Annotated in this window: 15 protein-coding genes and 7 tRNA genes; 13 read left to right on the plus strand and 9 right to left on the minus strand. The window is 40.7% G+C overall.

Features of this window, described 5'->3' with window-relative positions; all coding sequences use genetic code 11:
- Positions 1–6: 6 nt before the first annotated feature.
- The 6 genes from ACYQ0H_RS04760 (at position 7) to ACYQ0H_RS04785 (ending at position 4,914) form a co-directional block, all read left to right on the plus strand.
- Positions 7–714: a helix-turn-helix domain-containing protein gene (locus tag ACYQ0H_RS04760; RefSeq protein WP_459811703.1), complete on the plus strand. Its 708-nt coding sequence runs from the start codon at positions 7–9 to the stop codon at positions 712–714.
- 15 nt (positions 715–729) lie between these two features.
- Positions 730–1,392, plus strand: coding sequence for a hypothetical protein (locus tag ACYQ0H_RS04765; protein WP_459811704.1), 663 nt, complete (start codon positions 730–732; stop codon positions 1,390–1,392).
- 570 nt (positions 1,393–1,962) lie between these two features.
- Entirely contained in the window at positions 1,963–2,202 is a 240-nt protein-coding gene (locus ACYQ0H_RS04770) for a CHC2 zinc finger domain-containing protein (RefSeq protein ID WP_459811705.1), read from the plus strand.
- On the plus strand, positions 2,177–3,082 hold the full coding sequence (locus tag ACYQ0H_RS04775; protein WP_459811706.1) for a DNA primase family protein: 906 nt from the start codon (positions 2,177–2,179) through the stop codon (positions 3,080–3,082). The genes ACYQ0H_RS04770 and ACYQ0H_RS04775 overlap by 26 nt, the downstream gene beginning before the upstream one ends.
- Before the next feature lie 568 nt (positions 3,083–3,650).
- On the plus strand, positions 3,651–3,824 hold the full coding sequence (locus tag ACYQ0H_RS04780; protein ID WP_459811707.1) for a hypothetical protein: 174 nt from the start codon (positions 3,651–3,653) through the stop codon (positions 3,822–3,824).
- Positions 3,784–4,914: a recombinase family protein gene (locus ACYQ0H_RS04785; protein WP_459811708.1), complete on the plus strand. Its 1,131-nt coding sequence runs from the start codon at positions 3,784–3,786 to the stop codon at positions 4,912–4,914. Before ACYQ0H_RS04780 ends, ACYQ0H_RS04785 begins: the two co-directional genes overlap by 41 nt.
- Before the next feature lie 548 nt (positions 4,915–5,462).
- On the opposite strand, the gene ACYQ0H_RS04790 is transcribed toward ACYQ0H_RS04785, so the two are convergent.
- Both ACYQ0H_RS04790 and ACYQ0H_RS04795 read right to left on the minus strand, forming a co-directional pair.
- Positions 5,463–5,537: transfer RNA gene (locus ACYQ0H_RS04790), tRNA-Glu, on the minus strand.
- Between the two features lie 25 nt (positions 5,538–5,562).
- Positions 5,563–5,639: transfer RNA gene (locus tag ACYQ0H_RS04795), tRNA-Met, on the minus strand.
- Between the two features lie 365 nt (positions 5,640–6,004).
- On the opposite strand from ACYQ0H_RS04795, the gene ACYQ0H_RS04800 reads away from it, so the two are divergent.
- The 6 genes from ACYQ0H_RS04800 to ACYQ0H_RS04825 all read left to right on the plus strand — a co-directional run bounded on the left by ACYQ0H_RS04800 (position 6,005) and on the right by ACYQ0H_RS04825 (position 12,736).
- Positions 6,005–6,430, plus strand: a complete 426-nt coding sequence (locus tag ACYQ0H_RS04800) for an Hsp20/alpha crystallin family protein (RefSeq protein WP_459811709.1) — start codon at positions 6,005–6,007, stop codon at positions 6,428–6,430.
- A gap of 196 nt (positions 6,431–6,626) precedes the next feature.
- The gene (locus tag ACYQ0H_RS04805) at positions 6,627–7,832 is read left to right on the plus strand and encodes a 6-phosphofructokinase (RefSeq protein WP_459811710.1); all 1,206 of its coding nucleotides are present in this window, start codon (positions 6,627–6,629) and stop codon (positions 7,830–7,832) included.
- 339 nt (positions 7,833–8,171) lie between these two features.
- Positions 8,172–10,802 (plus strand): pyruvate, phosphate dikinase, encoded by a 2,631-nt coding sequence (gene ppdK, locus ACYQ0H_RS04810; RefSeq protein ID WP_459811711.1) that lies wholly within the window; start codon positions 8,172–8,174, stop codon positions 10,800–10,802.
- 150 nt (positions 10,803–10,952) lie between these two features.
- Positions 10,953–11,633, plus strand: a complete 681-nt coding sequence (locus ACYQ0H_RS04815; protein WP_459811712.1) for an HAD family hydrolase — start codon at positions 10,953–10,955, stop codon at positions 11,631–11,633.
- Positions 11,634–11,635: 2 nt separating this feature from the next.
- On the plus strand, positions 11,636–12,130 hold the full coding sequence (locus ACYQ0H_RS04820) for a hypothetical protein (protein ID WP_459811713.1): 495 nt from the start codon (positions 11,636–11,638) through the stop codon (positions 12,128–12,130).
- A gap of 63 nt (positions 12,131–12,193) precedes the next feature.
- Positions 12,194–12,736 carry a GNAT family N-acetyltransferase gene (locus tag ACYQ0H_RS04825; protein WP_459811714.1) on the plus strand — a complete coding sequence of 181 codons (543 nt, stop codon included), beginning with the start codon at positions 12,194–12,196 and terminating at the stop codon, positions 12,734–12,736.
- 117 nt (positions 12,737–12,853) lie between these two features.
- Here the strand turns inward: ACYQ0H_RS04825 and ACYQ0H_RS04830 are convergent.
- From ACYQ0H_RS04830 to ptsP, 6 genes are all read right to left on the minus strand, one after another.
- Positions 12,854–12,927 (minus strand) — tRNA-Cys (locus ACYQ0H_RS04830).
- Positions 12,928–12,932: 5 nt separating this feature from the next.
- Positions 12,933–13,008, minus strand: a tRNA-Gly gene (locus ACYQ0H_RS04835).
- Between the two features lie 18 nt (positions 13,009–13,026).
- Positions 13,027–13,102 (minus strand) — tRNA-Phe (locus ACYQ0H_RS04840).
- 66 nt (positions 13,103–13,168) lie between these two features.
- Positions 13,169–13,245 (minus strand) — tRNA-Asp (locus ACYQ0H_RS04845).
- 26 nt (positions 13,246–13,271) lie between these two features.
- Positions 13,272–13,347 (minus strand) — tRNA-Val (locus ACYQ0H_RS04850).
- 174 nt (positions 13,348–13,521) lie between these two features.
- Positions 13,522–15,183 (minus strand): phosphoenolpyruvate--protein phosphotransferase, encoded by a 1,662-nt coding sequence (gene ptsP / locus ACYQ0H_RS04855; RefSeq protein WP_459811715.1) that lies wholly within the window; start codon positions 15,181–15,183, stop codon positions 13,522–13,524.
- A 346-nt stretch (positions 15,184–15,529) separates the two neighbouring features.
- Between ptsP and ACYQ0H_RS04860 the strand changes: the two genes are divergently transcribed.
- Positions 15,530–16,168: a hypothetical protein gene (locus ACYQ0H_RS04860; protein ID WP_459811716.1), complete on the plus strand. Its 639-nt coding sequence runs from the start codon at positions 15,530–15,532 to the stop codon at positions 16,166–16,168.
- A 42-nt stretch (positions 16,169–16,210) separates the two neighbouring features.
- On the opposite strand, the gene pyk is transcribed toward ACYQ0H_RS04860, so the two are convergent.
- A complete protein-coding gene (pyk, locus tag ACYQ0H_RS04865; protein ID WP_459811717.1) occupies positions 16,211–17,632 on the minus strand; it encodes a pyruvate kinase in 1,422 nt (473 codons plus the stop codon).
- Positions 17,633–17,924 lie beyond the last annotated feature (292 nt).

Below are 17,924 nucleotides of genomic sequence, written 5' to 3' on the forward strand. Positions count from 1 at the left end.
GTGGTTATGCACTATAATACAGAAATAATAGGTAAAGTGATTGAGTCTGAAAGGAAAAAATTAGGATTCTCTCAGGAAAGATTAGGAAAAAAATTAAGAGTTGTAGGCAAACAGATTTCAAATTACGAGCGAGGAAAAACACTTCCGCCTATAGATGTTTTATTTAAAATGTGTGATATTTTCAATTGTGAATTAGGATACTTGTTAGGAGAGCGTGATTATTCAAAAGGCACAAAAATCAAAACACTCATATCAGAAGAAACAGGGCTAAATATTGAAACCTTAGAAATAATTAAAACAATAACAGGAACAGAACATTCGTGTATTAACTGGGGATATGAATCAGAAAAATACAGAAGGGTGCTGAATAAACTTCTCATTTCAACTGAGTTTATTGATTTTGTAAAGGCTCTTGGGGATATGGAAGATGTTTATGCAGCGAAGAAGAAAACACAGCAACCATTAGAGAAGCTGTGTAAAGAACTTGGAAGCGAACTGTTTGACGTTGCTTGTAAACACACTGGTTCTTGTGCTGAAGAACTCGAAAGTTTGAATTTAACAGCGGAAGAAATTAATGCAATCAATCTTTTTGATAAAGCACAGGATGAGTGCTATTCGCTATACTTAAAAAACGAATACGACATTAAAGTGTGTAAGTATAGCGTTCAGGAAGCACTTACGCTTTTGATAAACCGGTTGTATTCGGATGAATGATTTTATAGGGTTAAAATGAAGAAGGTATGGAATAAAATTAAAACCGTAATTACTTTGCCACAATTTATAACCGTTGGAATACTATTGGTATCAGCTCTCATATCTATTCATATATCATATGCTTACTTAAGTTTAAATGGTTTTGTATCATCGATATTTTCAAATATATTTGCTGATTTAGTAACAGGAATAGCAGTATGTTTAATATCAGGTATAAAGCAATTAAGCATATATAAGACAGACGGAAAAATAGCTTGGCTTCGTGGGATACATAATGATTTCTTGAAGTTCAATAGTCATTATAAAGAAATGCTGCGAAAGGTTAATGACTCAACAATTACAACAACAGAACTATATAACGAGATATACGATGTACTGTGTGAAGGAAACGATATTAATGCGATAATTTCTCAAAGTCAGCATAATAAGTCTTTACCTTTTAATCCATATGTATTTTTAAAAAAAGAGTTAAACTACGATGCCGTTGAGCATAAGAAGAAAAATGATATCACACATGAAAAGATTACAAATATAAATATGGATACAGTAACAACACAGTATTTGCGAGAAATTTTTAATGAAATGGAACGCTCTTTATTCGTAATAAACGGCTCGATTGTTTTAAAAATCAAAGAGCTTGAAATCAAACAGAACATATCGAATAGATTTATTTTTTAAAGCAGCATTGCAGATTACCCTCGAAGAGCGCAAAGACTTGTGATAGCTCCGCTGTCAGAAGTATCTTTGCGTTACTTCTTGCGAAGAAGTAACAAGAAGCATAGCCAACCTCATCCCTGAAAAGTGATTTATCTCCACCTCCTATATGCCGAAAAACCGAATATTTCAGATAGCTGTTTTTGTGTGAATTGCATAGAAACAGCTATTTTTCTGTCCCGAAAAAACGCTTCAAAAAGTGTCACTTTCGGGATTTTTTTGTTTATGCTGCACCAAAACACGAACAGCAAACACAGCACAATGACGAACAGACTAATCCCTACTGGTTATGACACCATACCCCCGGAAAATCGACTTTTTCAGACCCGATATTTCTGGTATTCTGTCAATTTACGCAAACGTATGTTTCGGTGTATAATGAAGATACGAACAAAACGAGTACGTTAAGTTCGCAGCATCTTAAAAATTGAATATCCCCATTTACCCGAAATGTCCCCCTTACATATACAAAAGTGTATGTCAGCTTTACGCTGTATTACGTTTTAAAGGAGGAATTTCAATGAGAAATTCAACTTGGACATCTTCGGGGAGGTTAAGGCAACCGTCAGCGTTCCCTCTGCCGCCGAGTATTACGGCGTAGAGGTGCGTAACGGAATGACCACCTGCATTTTCCACAATGACAAAACTCCGTCGATGAAGCTCTACGACGACCACTTCTATTGCTTTGGCTGCACAGAACACGGCGATGTTGTAAACTTCACAGCAAAGCTATTTGGTTTGTCGCAATATGAAGCCGCAAAACGACCTGCTTGAGCCAGAGGACGTTATAACCTTACAGGAATTTCTCGGCTATTGTCTGCTGAACACCACGAAGGCTCAGGCTATGCTGTTTCTTGTAGGACGAGGCGGAGAAGGCAAAAGCCGTATCGGTGTAATTCTCGAAAAGCTGTTCGGCAAGACTTGTTATTTCGACAGCATTGTTGCTCTTTCAAAAAATAAATTTCGACAGGGCAATCTTGTAGGCAAGACAATTCTTGTTGATGATGATATGAGCTTTGAAGCTATCAAGGACACGTCGTTTCTGAAAAGTCTTGTAACGGCGGAAACAAGTATTTCCGTAGAAAAGAAAAATGTTCAGGCTGTGCAGGCGAAGCTCTGTGCAAGAGCTATCGTGTTTTCAAACGGCAATCCGACTTCACTTTATGATAAGACGGACGGTTGGCACAGACGACTTATCGTGCTTAACACAAAGCCTGTTCCCACAGGAAGAAAGCCTGACCGCTATCTTTCGGAAAAGCTTATAGCAGAGCTTGACGGAATTTTCTTCTGGGCACTTGACGGCTTGAAGCGTCTTATTGCCAACGACTTTATTTTTACACTCAGCGAAAAAACCAAGGAAACAATGGAAGCTATAAAGCAGGAAAATTGTAACATTGCAGAGTTTATGAACGACGCACAGGCTGTTCAGCTTTTACCCGACTACACAACCAGTTCCGTTGATATTTACAACGCTTATGTGAATTGGTGTCACGGCAACGGCTTGCAGGAGCTGAAACAGAAAAGCTTTTACGACTGGCTTTACCATAACTGCGAAACGTATAATCTTGTACCTACGAACAAGGCGTATAACGGCAGAAATTATGTCAGAGGTTATGTGGGAATCCGTGTTTCATACAGAAGTCATATCGAGTAAAAAAACTTTCTCCAAGTGAAAAAGGTATGTACGTACATACCAGACTATACAAATTTCTCTCTTTCAGGGTATGTATGTACGCAGCGTTTTGAACTGGAATGAAAATTTTTTCTTCGGGAAAGTTGTCAAGCTCTGATGAGCAGATTTCTTCCCTTGCAGGACAAGGGCGCACTTATATACCACAGCGGTGGTATGTGCGCTCTGCGAGGCTCTCTTGAAAAAGTTACTCAGCACTTTCGTGCATTCCTGTTGATAGCAAGCATCGCCCTTGTGGCTACACAACCGCTTTTTTGCAAACTATGCTTACCGTAACTTCGTGACAGCAAGCATAGCGTTTGTCTATACATCGCTTGGTTTTCTACGAAACCGCCGTTGCGACAAATGCAAAAAACTTGTTGGAGGAACCCAAACCCTCTTGTGTGAAAATCGGCAATACAGCCGAGAATGAAACGAGCCGCCGAGTGAAAAAACAGAGTGGCTATTATTGTATATAATACTCCGATACCGTTTCCCTCACATACGAAAGTATGTCAGCAATTGCTGATTTTATCTGAAAGAGGGTATGTTTATGAAAACATCCACCGAAACGGTTAGCTGCACGGAGTACACCGAAATCAGCGAATTTGAGCTTGACTGTGTTGCAAAAATGTTTCTTACCATGATACAGGAGTTCTATGCAACAGAAGAAGGACAAGCAGCCTTTGAAGCTTGGATTTCTGAGAAAGAATGCAAAGCCGCCTGAGGACGAATCCCTGCCGATTCCCCGAATTACCGTATTCGGGGGACGGCAGTACATAGATGTAAAAACAGAAATTTTCCGCTTTAAAGTGTTGAATGTTAGGGCGATATATGCTATACTTAAAACAGGAAAAGTCATTTTCAACAGAAAGGAAAATAAGATGAAAGCAGTAATTTATGCGAGATACTCCTCAGACAATCAGCGTGAGGAAAGTATCGAGGGACAGCTTCGTGAGTGTATGGCTTTTGCTGAGCGTAAAGGATATACCGTAATAAAATCATACGCAGACAGAGCGATTTCAGGCAAGCGTGCAGATAACCGTCCTGAATTTCAGCGAATGATAGCCGACAGTGCGAAAGGCGAATTTGATGTCGTAATCGTATGGAAGATTGACCGTTTCAGCCGTGATAAATACGACAGCGTAATCTATAAATCCAAGCTGAATAAAAATGGGGTCAGCGTGATTTCTGCAACAGAGCCTATTGACGATAGCCCAGAAGGAAAACTGATGGAGTCCATTTTCGAGGGATTTTCAGAATATTATGTCAAAGACCTCGAACTAAAAACAAGCCGAGGAATGACAGAGAATGCAATAAAGGGAAAATTCAACGGCGGTCATATAACCTATGGTTATACGATTGACAGCGAAAAGCATTTTCAGAAGCACGAAACGGAAGCTCCGATAGTAGCAGAGATTTTCAGAAAATATGCTGAGGGTGAGGCTATCCGCAGCATTATTGACGACCTGACAAGCAAAGGCGTTACAAATCGTGGCAGGAAGCTGACATACCATTTCATCAACTGGATTTTGAAAAATCGCAGATATATCGGAGAATATACATTCCGAGATACGATGAATACGGACGCAATTCCACCGATTGTTTCAGAGGAAATATTTGATAAGTGTCAGAAAAGATTATCTGCAAATAAGCACAAGGCGGCAAGCTTTAAAAAGGTTGATGAACGCTATTATCTCACAGGTAAAATCTTCTGCGGCGAGTGTGGAACTTCAATGTCGGGCATTAGTGGAACGAGCAAAACGAAAGAAAACTATCGCTATTATCAATGTATGAAATCCAAGAAAAAGACCTGAAAAAAGAAAATCGTACAGAAGGCTTTGATTGAGGATAAGGTTTTTGACTCGATTATGCATATACTCAAAGACAAAAGTCTTGTTGCTAAAATCAGTGAGAAATGCTACGCAATGCAGAACACGGAAAGCTCGGAAGTGCCCATTCTTAAAAAGCAGTTAAAGGCTGTGAAAAAGGAAATTGCTAATGTTATGGAGGCAATTAAGGCTGGAATTATTACAAAATCCACGAAAACAACGCTTACTGACCTTGAAGAAAAGCAGGAGGCAATCGAAGTTGCACTTCCCAAAGAGCAAATCTGCCGCCCGATACTTTCAAGAGAGCAGATTGAATTTTGGATAATGCAGTTTGCGAAAACAGATTTCAAGGACGAGCTTCAGAAACAGCGTCTTATTGATATTTTCATAAATAGCGTTTTTGTTTATGAGGACAGGCTTGTTGTTTTCCTCAATTTCAAGGAGGGCGAGGTTACCCTGAGCCTTGAAAATGTAAACGAGGACATAAAAAAAGAGAACACCCACAAGTGTGAGTGTTCGTCTTCGTTTGTAAATGGTGACCCGTACGGGAATCGAACCCATGATTCCGCCGTGAAAGGGCGGTGTCTTAACCGCTTGACCAACGGGCCTTGTGATATGAGAGCGTTGTATGAATGGTAGCGGTAACTGGATTTGAACCAGTGACACCCTGGGTATGAACCAAGTGCTCTAGCCAACTGAGCTATACCGCCTTAACCGCAGCCCTCATAGCGACTTAATTATTATACACTATAAAATTGGGCTTGTCAACAGTTTTTTATAAAAAAAATGTTTTTTTAGCTTTTTTGTTTACTTGGCACAATTTCAAGGCACACCTATCAGCTGTTATTGTTTGCTGCGACAATATATTAATGCCCTAATATTATATAAGTTATTCCTTTAGCACTCTCAACCGAAGAGTGCTAATTTTCATCTGCTTTTCACAAAGTTATGACACAAAAAACATAATACAGAACTATTATATAGATAACAAAAGAAAGGTGATACCAATGTATAATAGATAACACTTAAACCAAAATAAAATTATTAATGTGTATTATAAGAAGGAGGAATTTATATGTTTGGACTTACGCCGTTTGAAAGAAAAAGCTTTGACCTTTTTGACGCTTTTCATGACTTTGAAAAGGATTTTTTCGCAGGTAATATGCCGATAAATTCTTGCAGAACAGATATACGTGACGATGGAGATAAATTTGTGCTTGAAGCTGAGCTTCCGGGATTTGATAAAAGCGATATAAAGCTTGATATTAACGGAAATTACCTGATCCTGTCAGCAGAGCATAACACCGAATCTGAAGACAAATCAAAGAATGGCAATTATATTTGCCGTGAACGCAGCTTCGGCTCGTATCAGCGCAGCTTCGATATTTCAGCCGTAAAAGCAGATGAAATAAACGCCGAATATAAAAACGGTGTCCTGACAGTTGCGCTTCCTAAGAAAACCGAAAGCTCGCCTGGCATTAAACGCCTTGAGATCAAATAAATTTTACAGCCTCCGCACCGTAGAGATGCGGAGGTTTTTGCATTTGATATAATGTAAATCGTTTACCGTCATGTGTTTTTTGTTTAAAAGGGAAAACTTTAAGGAAGAAGGTTTAAAATCTTTGCCTTTCTTAATATTTTATGATACAATATATTATAGAAGTTAAAATAATTCTAATAAAACGGAGGATTTATAAATGAACATCGCTGTCGCCCAGTCCGGAGGACCAACCTGTGCAATCAATGCGTCGCTTGTAGGAGTTTTCAGGCAGGCTCTGAAAACCCCTGAAATTGACGCAGTATTCGGATCTATTAACGGTATTGAAGGAATCATAAACGACGAACTAATAGACCTGAAACTTATAATTAAATCAAATGAGGATATGGAGCTTTTAAGGCAAACTCCCTCTACCGTACTCGGCTCCTGCCGCTATAAGCTTCCCGCTTCGGAAAAGGACAGCGCTGTTTATGAAAAAATAATGTGCTGCTTTGAAAAGCACCGTATAGAGGCATTTTTCTATATAGGCGGAAACGATTCTATGGATACCGTTATGAAGCTTTCCGAACATCTCAAAGCTGCCGGCTCCTCCGTAAAAGTTATTGGCATTCCTAAAACAATCGACAACGATCTCCCTGTTACCGACCATACACCCGGCTTCGGTTCGGCGGCAAAGTACGTTGCTGCAACCGTTCAGGAAATTATTCGGGACAGCTCGGTATATTCAATTGAATCTATCACCATTGTTGAAATTATGGGGCGTCATGCCGGCTGGCTCACAGCCTCTACCTGCGTACTGCGCGCCAACGGAGAAATTGCTCCGCACCTGATCTATCTTCCGGAAAGAGAATTTTCAGTTGAAAGCTTTATTGAGGACGTCCGAGCAATGCAGGCAAAGCATAAAGCCGTTGTTATTGCGGTTTCAGAGGGCGTTGAAATATCGGAAAAGGACGGAGATTTCCGTTCAGGAGTTACAGACAGCTTCGGTCATAAGTATCTTTCGGGAATCGGCAAGGCATTGGAACAGATACTCCGAAAAGAGATCGGCTGCAAGGTACGGTCTATCGAACTGAACGTTATGCAGCGATGCTCCTCTCATATATGCTCGAAAACCGATATAGACGAAGCTGAGGAAATAGGCTCAAAGGGCGTTTCCGCAGCTCTCAGAGGTGAAACGGGCAAAACTATGGTTTTCAAAAGAATTTCAAGCTCTCCGTATGTCGTCACAATTGAATCCACCGATGCTTCCAATGTTGCAAACAAGGAAAAGTTTTTCCCTGAAAAATGGATAAACAGTCAAGGAAACAATGTTACAGATTCCGCTATTTCCTACTTTTTTCCCCTAATACAGGGCGATGTTAAAATTGCAATGCGAAACGGAATGCCGCTGCATTTTAAGCTGTAGTCTATTTTAGATCATATCGTCGTTTAAGGGCTTATTAAAAACGGCTGTATGAATTTATTCAGGTGATTTTATCAATAAGCCTGTACCCACAGCCCTGAAGTTATGATATGCTGTTATTTTTACGCATTTTTATTGTGCAAAGTGTACGAAAAAGGCTGAGAAACATTGTGCAAAAATCTCTGTCAAAAATATAGAAAAAACTATAGTAATTTATGAAATAATCTGTTATAATAGAATTGTTACCGTATGATAGGCTTGTAATGTCCTGACAGCTTTAATAGGATTGTCAAGGTACTATAAAAATACGGAATTCAAAATTTTTTTTGGAGGTAGATACCAATGGCAAATAAGTATTGTTACCTTTTCTCCGAGGGTAATGCTAGCATGAGAGAACTCCTCGGCGGTAAGGGCGCTAACCTTGCAGAAATGACCAATATCGGTCTTCCTGTTCCTCAGGGTTTCACGATCACAACCGAAGCCTGCACACAGTATTATGAGGACGGTAAGCAGATCAATGATGAAATTCAGGCTCAGATCAATGAGTATATCGGCAAAATGGAAGAAATCACCGGAAAGAAATTCGGCGACAAGGAGAATCCTCTTCTCGTTTCTGTACGTTCAGGTGCAAGAGCTTCAATGCCCGGCATGATGGATACGATCTTAAACCTCGGTCTTAATGAAGAGGTTGTAGAGGTTATTGCTGAAAAGTCAAATAACCCAAGATGGGCATGGGACTGCTACAGAAGATTTATTCAGATGTATTCCGACGTAGTTATGGAAGTCGGCAAGAAATATTTTGAAGAGCTTATCGACGAAATGAAGGCTAAGAAAGGCGTTACTCAGGACGTTGACCTGACTGCCGACGACCTCAAGGAGCTTGCAGGTCAGTTCAAGGCCGAATACAAGGAAAAGATTGGTTCAGACTTCCCTTCAGATCCTAAGGAACAGCTGATGGGAGCAGTTAAGGCTGTATTCCGTTCATGGGACAACCCGAGAGCTAACGTTTACAGAAGAGACAACGATATTCCTTATTCATGGGGTACAGCTGTCAATGTTCAGTCGATGGCTTTCGGAAACATGGGCGACGACTGCGGTACAGGCGTTGCATTTACCCGTGACCCTGCTACAGGCGCCAAGGGTCTGTTCGGAGAGTTCCTGACAAACGCTCAGGGCGAGGACGTTGTTGCAGGCGTTCGTACACCTATGCACATCTCCGAAATGGAGCAGAAATTCCCTGAAGCTTTCGCTCAATTCAACGAGGTATGCAATACTCTTGAAAATCACTACAGAGATATGCAGGACATGGAGTTTACAGTAGAACACGGAAAGCTTTTCATGCTCCAGACAAGAAACGGAAAGAGAACAGCTCAGGCTGCTCTGAAGATCGCCTGCGATCTCGTTGACGAAGGTATGAGAACTGAAGAAGAAGCAGTTGCTATGATCGACCCGAGAAACCTCGATACACTGCTTCACCCTCAGTTTGACGCAAAGGCTCTTAAAGCCGCAGTTCCTATGGGCAAGGGTCTGGGCGCTTCTCCCGGAGCTGCCTGCGGTAAGGTCGTATTTACAGCAGAAGACGCTGAAGCTTGGAATGCTAAGGGAGAAAAGGTCGTTCTCGTAAGACTTGAAACTTCACCTGAGGATATTACAGGTATGAAGGCTTCACAGGGTATTCTTACAGTAAGAGGCGGTATGACTTCACACGCTGCAGTTGTTGCCCGCGGTATGGGAACCTGCTGCGTATCCGGCTGCTCTGATATCGTTATGGATGAAGCTAACAAGAAGTTTACTCTCGGCGGCAAGGAATTCCACGAGGGAGACTATATTTCCATCGACGGTTCTACAGGTAACATCTACGACGGAATCATTCCTACAGTTGACGCTACTATTGCCGGTGAATTCGGAAGGATCATGTCATGGGCAGACAAGTACAGAAAGCTCAAAGTAAGAACAAATGCCGATACCCCTGCTGACGCTAAGAAGGCAAGAGAGCTTGGCGCTGAAGGAATCGGTCTCTGCCGTACTGAGCATATGTTCTTTGAAGCCGACAGAATCGCTGCTTTCAGAGAGATGATCTGCTCCGATACAGTTGAAGAAAGAGAAGCTGCTCTCGCTAAGATCGAGCCTATGCAGCAGAGCGACTTTGAAGCTCTTTATGAAGCACTTGAAGGAAATCCTGTAACAATCAGATTCCTTGATCCTCCTCTTCATGAATTTGTTCCTACAGAAGAAGCTGATATTAAGGCGCTTGCTGACGCTCAGGGCAAGTCCGTAGAAACGATCAAGGCTATTATCGCTTCCCTTCACGAATTTAACCCGATGATGGGTCACAGAGGCTGCCGTCTTGCGGTAACTTATCCTGAAATCGCAAAGATGCAGACAAAGGCTGTTATTAAGGCAGCGATCAATGTTAAGAACGCTCATCCCGACTGGACTATTGTTCCTGAAATAATGATCCCGCTTATCGGCGACGTTAAGGAGCTTAAATACGTTAAGAAGGTTGTAGTTGAAACTGCTGACGCTGTTATTGCAGAAGCCGGTTCAGACCTCAAGTATGAAGTTGGTACAATGATCGAGATCCCGAGAGCCGCTCTTACAGCTGATGATATTGCTAAGGAAGCTGACTTCTTCTGCTTCGGAACCAACGACCTTACGCAGATGACATTCGGCTTCTCAAGAGACGACGCAGGCAAGTTCCTTGACGCTTACTACGACGCTAAGATCTTCGAGAACGATCCGTTTGCTAAGCTTGATCAGACAGGCGTAGGCAAGCTTATGGAAATGGCTATCAAGCTTGGTAAGCCTGTAAATCCGAAGCTTCATATCGGTATCTGCGGAGAGCACGGCGGAGATCCTACATCTGTAGAGTTCTGCCATAAGATCGGTCTTGACTATGTATCCTGCTCGCCTTTCAGAGTGCCGATCGCGAGACTGGCTGCTGCACAGGCTGCTATCGCTGACAAGAAGTAATTCTTAAACAGGATAACATAGTGCTGTAAACAAATTAACCTCCACGGCTTTCTGGCTGTGGAGGTTTTTGATGTTTCGGAATCCATATGAGAAAATGTTAGACAAACACACAAATTTATGATATACTGAGCATAAAGCGGAGAGTGTTAAATGAACTATAAAGCTATCTTTTTTGATCGGGACGGTACGCTTACATATTTTGATAGCAAAAAGGAATTTTGGCGTAACAATATTATTAGCGAATGGAGCGGAAAACCTTTTGTATTACCATATGACAAAATGATGAAACTTTTTGAACTTGCCAGCGAAGGAAGAACACCTTGGTATAGAACCGTTGATGATGAACGGGAGTTTTTCAAAAAGTTTTACAAATATTTACTGATCGGTGAAGGCGTCAAAGAGGATATAGATAGCCGTTCTACATTATTGTTTAGTAAATTGTGGTGCAATAGAGATCGGGTTCTGTTTCCTGAAACGATTGAAGTGTTGGAGTATTTTCATAGTCACGGATATAAAATGGGCGTGATTAGCGATACCTCTCCGTCTCTTGAATATACCTTGCAACAATTAGGAGTTTCAAAATATTTTACATCATTCACCGCAAGTTCATTAGTCGGGGCAGGAAAACCAAGCCCAGTCATTTTTAATGCAGCTTTGAATGCACAAGGCGTTTCGGCAAAAGAAAGCTTATATGTTGATGATCATAAGCCGGAAGCCGACGGAGCAAGAGAACAAGGCTTCACTTCTTTTTTGATAGATAGAAGCGGCAATAATTCTGATAAATGGAGTATTCAAAGTTTAAAGCAGTTAATTGATTTTGTGGAGAAATAATTATGATGACAAATCAAATCGAAGATTACATAAAAGAAAGCTTAATTGATGAAGCTAAAGCATTGGCTTTAGAATTTGTCGATTTTTTAAGAAATAACAATATAGAATTTTACAAGGACAATAGTTCTTGTTGGAAAGATAAAATATATTATTGGCTTAAATTCAAGGGCGAATGCGTTGCTTTCATAGCCATAAAAGATCCTGACGAGCCTAAAAATCTTTGGACTGTTTGGTCTAATGATAGTACAGCTTTTAGCAACGACATTATGGATGATGAAATCAAGAACAATGCTTGGAATCATATTGATTTCTGTGCTCATTGCGGTTCTTGTAACGGCGGCAAAAATAAAATCATCTTCGGAAAAGAATTTAACGGAGTGTGTGGTTGCACATTTAGAGTCGATAATCCACAACGAAGCGATTTACCTTTCTTAAAGGAAATGGTGAAACTATGTAAATTGTATATTTCCAACCATGATATAATTAAGCAAGGTTGAACAGAACTATAAATATGAATTTGACCAGATATATTTGATTGGGCATAATTGGAGGGTAATACTATGAAACATTGTGGAACACAACAAATTCAAACATCTCGTCTGCTGTTAAGACCATTTACAGATGGGGATTGTGATAATATGCTAAAAAATTGGGTATCCAATCCTCTGGTACAGACTGAATACGGCGAACCTGTTTATACAACTCTTTCAGAAGTAAAACAACTCTTAGATAAATGGCAAAAGAATTATTCTAATTCTGATTTTTACAGATGGGCAATCATAGAAAAGAAAAGTTTGGAAAACATAGGGCAAATCGCCTTTTGCAGGGTTTATTCCGATTGTAAAACCGCAGAAATCGAATACTGTATAGGCGAAAGTTTTTGGGGCAACGGATATGCAAATGAAGCATTATCTGCTGTTATCGACTATGTGTTTTCCAATACAGATTTTCACAAACTTGAGGCTTATCATCGTATAGAAAATATAAAATCAGCAAGAGTATTGCAAAAATCGAGTATGCATATTACAGATGCTGTTCAAAGGTTTGTCAGAGAAGGCACTTTACCCAAAGGTGAGGTTTGTTATTGCATTACTAACGATTAGATAACTTCCAGTTTGTAGGTCAGATTAAAACAGAATATTTTACATAGCAGTCAAGAAAAAGCTTGGCTGCTTTTTGCACAAAAAATTCCCGCCATCATTTGATAACGGGAATCACACTGGAGGCGCCACCCGGATTTGAACCGGGGATCAAGGTGTTGCAGACCTACGCCTTACCACTTGGCTATAGCGCCTTATATGGAGCGGATTACGAGGCTCGAACTCGCTACCTCCACCTTGGCAAGGTGGCGCTCTACCAGATGAGCTAAATCCGCATATTTTTATAATTACGATGGTGCCTCCGGACGGAATCGAACCATCGACACGGGGATTTTCAGTCCCCTGCTCTACCTACTGAGCTACAGAGGCAAATACCTAAAGCACTCAGCTTTGTATGCTTTAATACAGTATATGCAATAGATTTAAAAAAATGAATGGCGACCTGAATGGGGCTCGAACCCACGACCTCTAGCGTGACAGGCTAGCGTTCTAACCAACTGAACTACCAGGCCATAAAGCGAATGAAACTCATTCGCTATGGTGGGAACAACAGGGCTCGAACCTGTGACCCTCTGCTTGTAAGGCAGATGCTCTCCCAGCTGAGCTATGCTCCCACATTTTTATCGCTTCAAGCGACGATATTAATTATACACTATCTTTTGCTATTTGTCAATAGGTTTTTTAAAATTTCTTTTGAATTACCGCACAGATTTATTATCAGCCCGAATAACCTAAAAATCCCGGCTCGGACTGATAATTTTTCTGCGGCGATTTAATTTTACTCTTACCTATAAACCGTATCTTTCAAGTACACTCTTTTTATCGCTTAGATCCAGCGTTCTTATTTTGCTTCTCAGTGGAAGAATGCGCGGCGGAGCAACTGATATTTCGTCTATTCCCATAGCCAGAAAGACCTCGGCAAGAGAAAGGTCTCCGCCAAGCTCTCCGCAGATCCCTACCCATTTTCCGTATTTATGAGCATTATCGCAGGCTGTTTTCATCAGTCTTAAAAGCGCCGTATGATTATTGGGGCAATAGCTTTCAAGCCGCATATTCTGCCTGTCCATTGCCAATGTGTACTGCTCAAGATCGTTGGTACCTATGCTGAAAAAGTCAGCCTCAGGAGCAAGCAGGTCGCTTAAAACCGCAGCAGCAGGAGTTTCTATCATTACACCTATCTCAATATTGTCGCTGTAAGGCTGTTCTGACGCTCTCAGCTGTGTCTTAGCTTCTTCTATTAGGACTTTAGTTCTTCTTATCTCCCCAACATCTGTGATCATAGGAAGCATTATTGCAAGCTGTCCATAGACTGACGCCCGTAATAACGCCCTCAGCTGAGTTTTGAACATCTCGGGCCGTTCAAGGCACAGTCTTATAGACCGCAGCCCGAGAGCAGGATTTTCTTCCTTTTCAAGTCCGAAATAACTGATATTTTTATCAGCGCCTATATCCATAGTACGGATTATAACTCTCTTTCCATTCATCTGCTCAAGAACTCTGCGGTAGCTGTAAAACTGATACTCCTCGTTAGGAGAGTCATTGTTTTCGAGATACAGGAACTCGCTCCTGAACAGACCTATCCCTCCTGCGTCGTTTTCAATTACGCTGTCCAGATCGGATAGACCGCCTATATTTGCATAAAGCTTTATCTCAGTTCCGTCAAGAGTAATATTCCTCCTGCCCCTGAGCCGTTTCAGAAGCTCTCTCTTTTTTGCTTCTGCTGTCTGCTTCTTATCCAGCTCTTGGCGAGTCTTATCGTCAGGCTCTATATACAGCATACCGCTGTATCCGTCAACCATAGCTTCACAGCCGTTATAGCTTTCAAGAAGTCCCTTGCCTATACCGATCACAGCCGGAATATTCATCGTTCTGGCAAGTATTGCAGTATGTGAATTGGAAGAGCCGTAGCAGGTACAGAACGCAGCTGCCTTTGATTTGTCGAGCCTTACCGTTTCCGACGGGACCAGATCGTCGGCGCATATGATAGATTTTTCATTAACACTGAAATTGTTCTCCGATTTATTCTGGATATGTCTTATAAGCCTGTCGCATACGTCCTTTACATCTGCGGAACGTTCTTTTATGTAATCGGAATCCATTTCGCTCAGCACCTGTGAAAAGTCTCTGGCTGTCTTTGCAACGGCGTAATCAGCATTGTAATGATCACGGGCAATTAAATCTCTGACCTCTTTCTCAAAATCAATATCCTTGATAATCATCTGCTGTATAAGAAAAATTCCTGCGTCATTTTCACCGACTTCTCCGACAGCTTTATGATAAAGCTCGTCAAGCTGCGACAGCGCACAGGCTTTAGCGTATTCGTAACGCTGAAGCTCCAAATCAGGATTATCGATCTTTCTTTTCTGAACTACGCTTTCGTCTCTGCGGTAAAAAGCTATCCTGCCGCTTACTATACCTCCGAAAACCGGTTTACCCTTCAGCTTGATCATTACTTTTTCACTCCTTCCGATTACAGGTCAAATATTTCACTTTTAATTTATATCATATGTTATATATATTATACCATTTTATCAGGATAATTCAAGGAGTTTTTGTACAATTTACATATCTTTAATAAACAAATAAATAGGTTTATAGCTGAACAAATTAACTGCATAGTCGATAAATCAATATCCTACGGTGTCGCAAATAGAAAAATCTTGTTGATTTACCCTTCAAGAAAAAAATGCATGCGAGATTGTCAGTATGTTAGATTTAAAAAAATATTTAATAAGTTAAATTTAATGTTGACATTTAATATACTATTATGTATAATAAGAATATGGAGGAATATATATGAAAAAACTTATTTTTACAATACTTTTTGTTTCATCAATCTTAAGCGCCTGCTCAAAAAACGCTGAAAATCCGATGCAAAGCTCAGCTCAATCTGCAAGAGAAAACGCAATATCCTCTCAAACGGCTGAAAATGCATGGGAAAGCGTAATTGACAAACCGGGTAATGAAAACGCAGAGATCGACCTAAGCGTTGATTTTGACAGCTACGATAATTTTATCGATTCTGAAAAGCTTAGGGAATACCTGGAGAAAAGAGGTCTGAATGAAAATCAGATTTCTGATCCGATCTACGACAAAGATAAATTTTCTATTGACAATATAACGCTTTATGAAAGCTGCTCATATTTCTCCTTTACCGAGCTTAGCACTAAAAAATCAATAACCGTTTGCCTTGCATTTACTCATTATGACAGCTTTGATTCTATGGCAGAATTTTTTGATGCTGATCTAAATGATCCTACAGCTTACAACTCTGCGGAAAACTGGGGGGCTGACAAAGAAAAGCAGGTATATGCTATAAAAAATGAAAGAATCAGTCTGTACAGACTGACCGGAAAAGGACTGCTCTACAGTATTTTCTCCGATGATCTGTCAGATGATGAGCTTTACGGCTATATTGAAAAAATAAAGTTTTAATAAAAGCGGCGGGATCCTTTATTTCAGAATCCCGCCGCTGATTTATTTCACAGTTTCAACCTTGATCAGATTGGTAGTTCCGCTCATTCCCAAAGGAACTCCAGCAGTTACAACGACCAGATCGCCGTGCTTAAGGTAACCCTTATTTAAAGAAACTTCAATAGCATGGTCGATAAGCTCGTCGGTATTTGTTTTCTCATCTATAACACCCGGCTGTATACCCCAAGACATATTCATCTGACGGCAGGTCGTTTCGTCAGTAGTAAGACCGATAATAGGACAATCGGGACGGTATTTTGAGAGCATTCTCGCCGTTGTTCCTCCCTTTGTGACCGTAAGGATAGCCGCCGCCTTCAAGTCATGAGCTGTGGTGACAGTAGCATGAGAAATAGCCTCTGTTACCGTTGAGCTTTCAGAGTCGCCCCTCTTTTTAAAGCGCCCTATATAATCTATATCCTTTTCAGTCGTTTCAGCAATAAGCGCCATAGTTTTGACAGCCTCCATAGGAAATGCGCCTGCGGCTGTTTCTCCCGAAAGCATAATTGCGGAGGTACCGTCATATATAGCGTTGGCAACGTCAGTTATCTCGGCACGGGTAGGACGCGGATTAGTGATCATAGATTCAAGCATCTGCGTAGCAGTTATAACCTGCTTTCCGGCATTGTAAGCCTTATGGATAAGCTCCTTTTGTATTGCCGGAATTTTTTCAAAGGGTATTTCTACTCCCATATCTCCCCTTGCAACCATTATACCGTCCGCTGCGTCGAGGATCTCGTCAATATTCTCTACTCCCTCCGAATTTTCAATTTTAGCTATGATCCTTGGGTTGAACCAGCCTAAGCTCTGTGTAAACTTTCTTAAATAAATTACATCTGCACCAGTTCTTACAAACGAAGCGGCAATAAAATCAAAGCCCATTTTTGCCCCAAATTCCAGATCAGCCATATCGGCATCGGAAATATAAGGCATTGAAAGCTTTACGCCGGGAACGTTTATCCCCTTATGATCTGAAAGCTTTCCTCCGTGAATAACCTCGCAGACAATGTCCGTATCTGATACAGATTTGACTGCAAGCTCAATTACGCCGTCATTTATAAGAATTTTCGAGCCTACGTTAACGTCCTTTGGTAGATGTTCAAAGGTGATGGATGCGATCTTGTCCGTACCCTCTATATCTCTTGTAGTAAGCGTAAACTCATCTCCGGTTTTTATATTAACGGGCTTATGATCCTTAAAATCACGCAGACGTATTTCCGGACCCTTCGTATCCAAAAGCGTTGCCACATTAAGACCAAGCTCTTCACTGAGCTTTCTGACAGTTTCAAAACGCTGTCTGTGAACCTCATGGTCAGAGTGTGAGAAATTAAACCTTGCTACGTCCATACCTGACTTCATAAGCTCCCGCATTATATTTTCATCGTCAGTCGCAGGACCTATAGTACATACGATCTTTGTCTTTCTCATTTTATTCCCAACTTTCAATATTTAATTCTACATTAATTATAACCTACATTTTGGGCTTAGTCAATAGAAATAATTCCGCCCGAAAGTAAAATTTAAGTAAGAGACTAAAAGCTTGGTTTTTCGGCAAATACTTATTTTAAACAAGATCTCAGTTTGAATCAAGAGTCATAGCATTATACACAACCTTTAATTTGAATTTAAGCAAATATTACAATCCATCATAATATACATATAAACACTCTTCATTTTATGCATATTTATTGAAAATACACTTGACAAACAGAAAAAAATG

The sequence above is a fragment of the Hominimerdicola intestinalis genome (genome assembly GCF_054655215.1).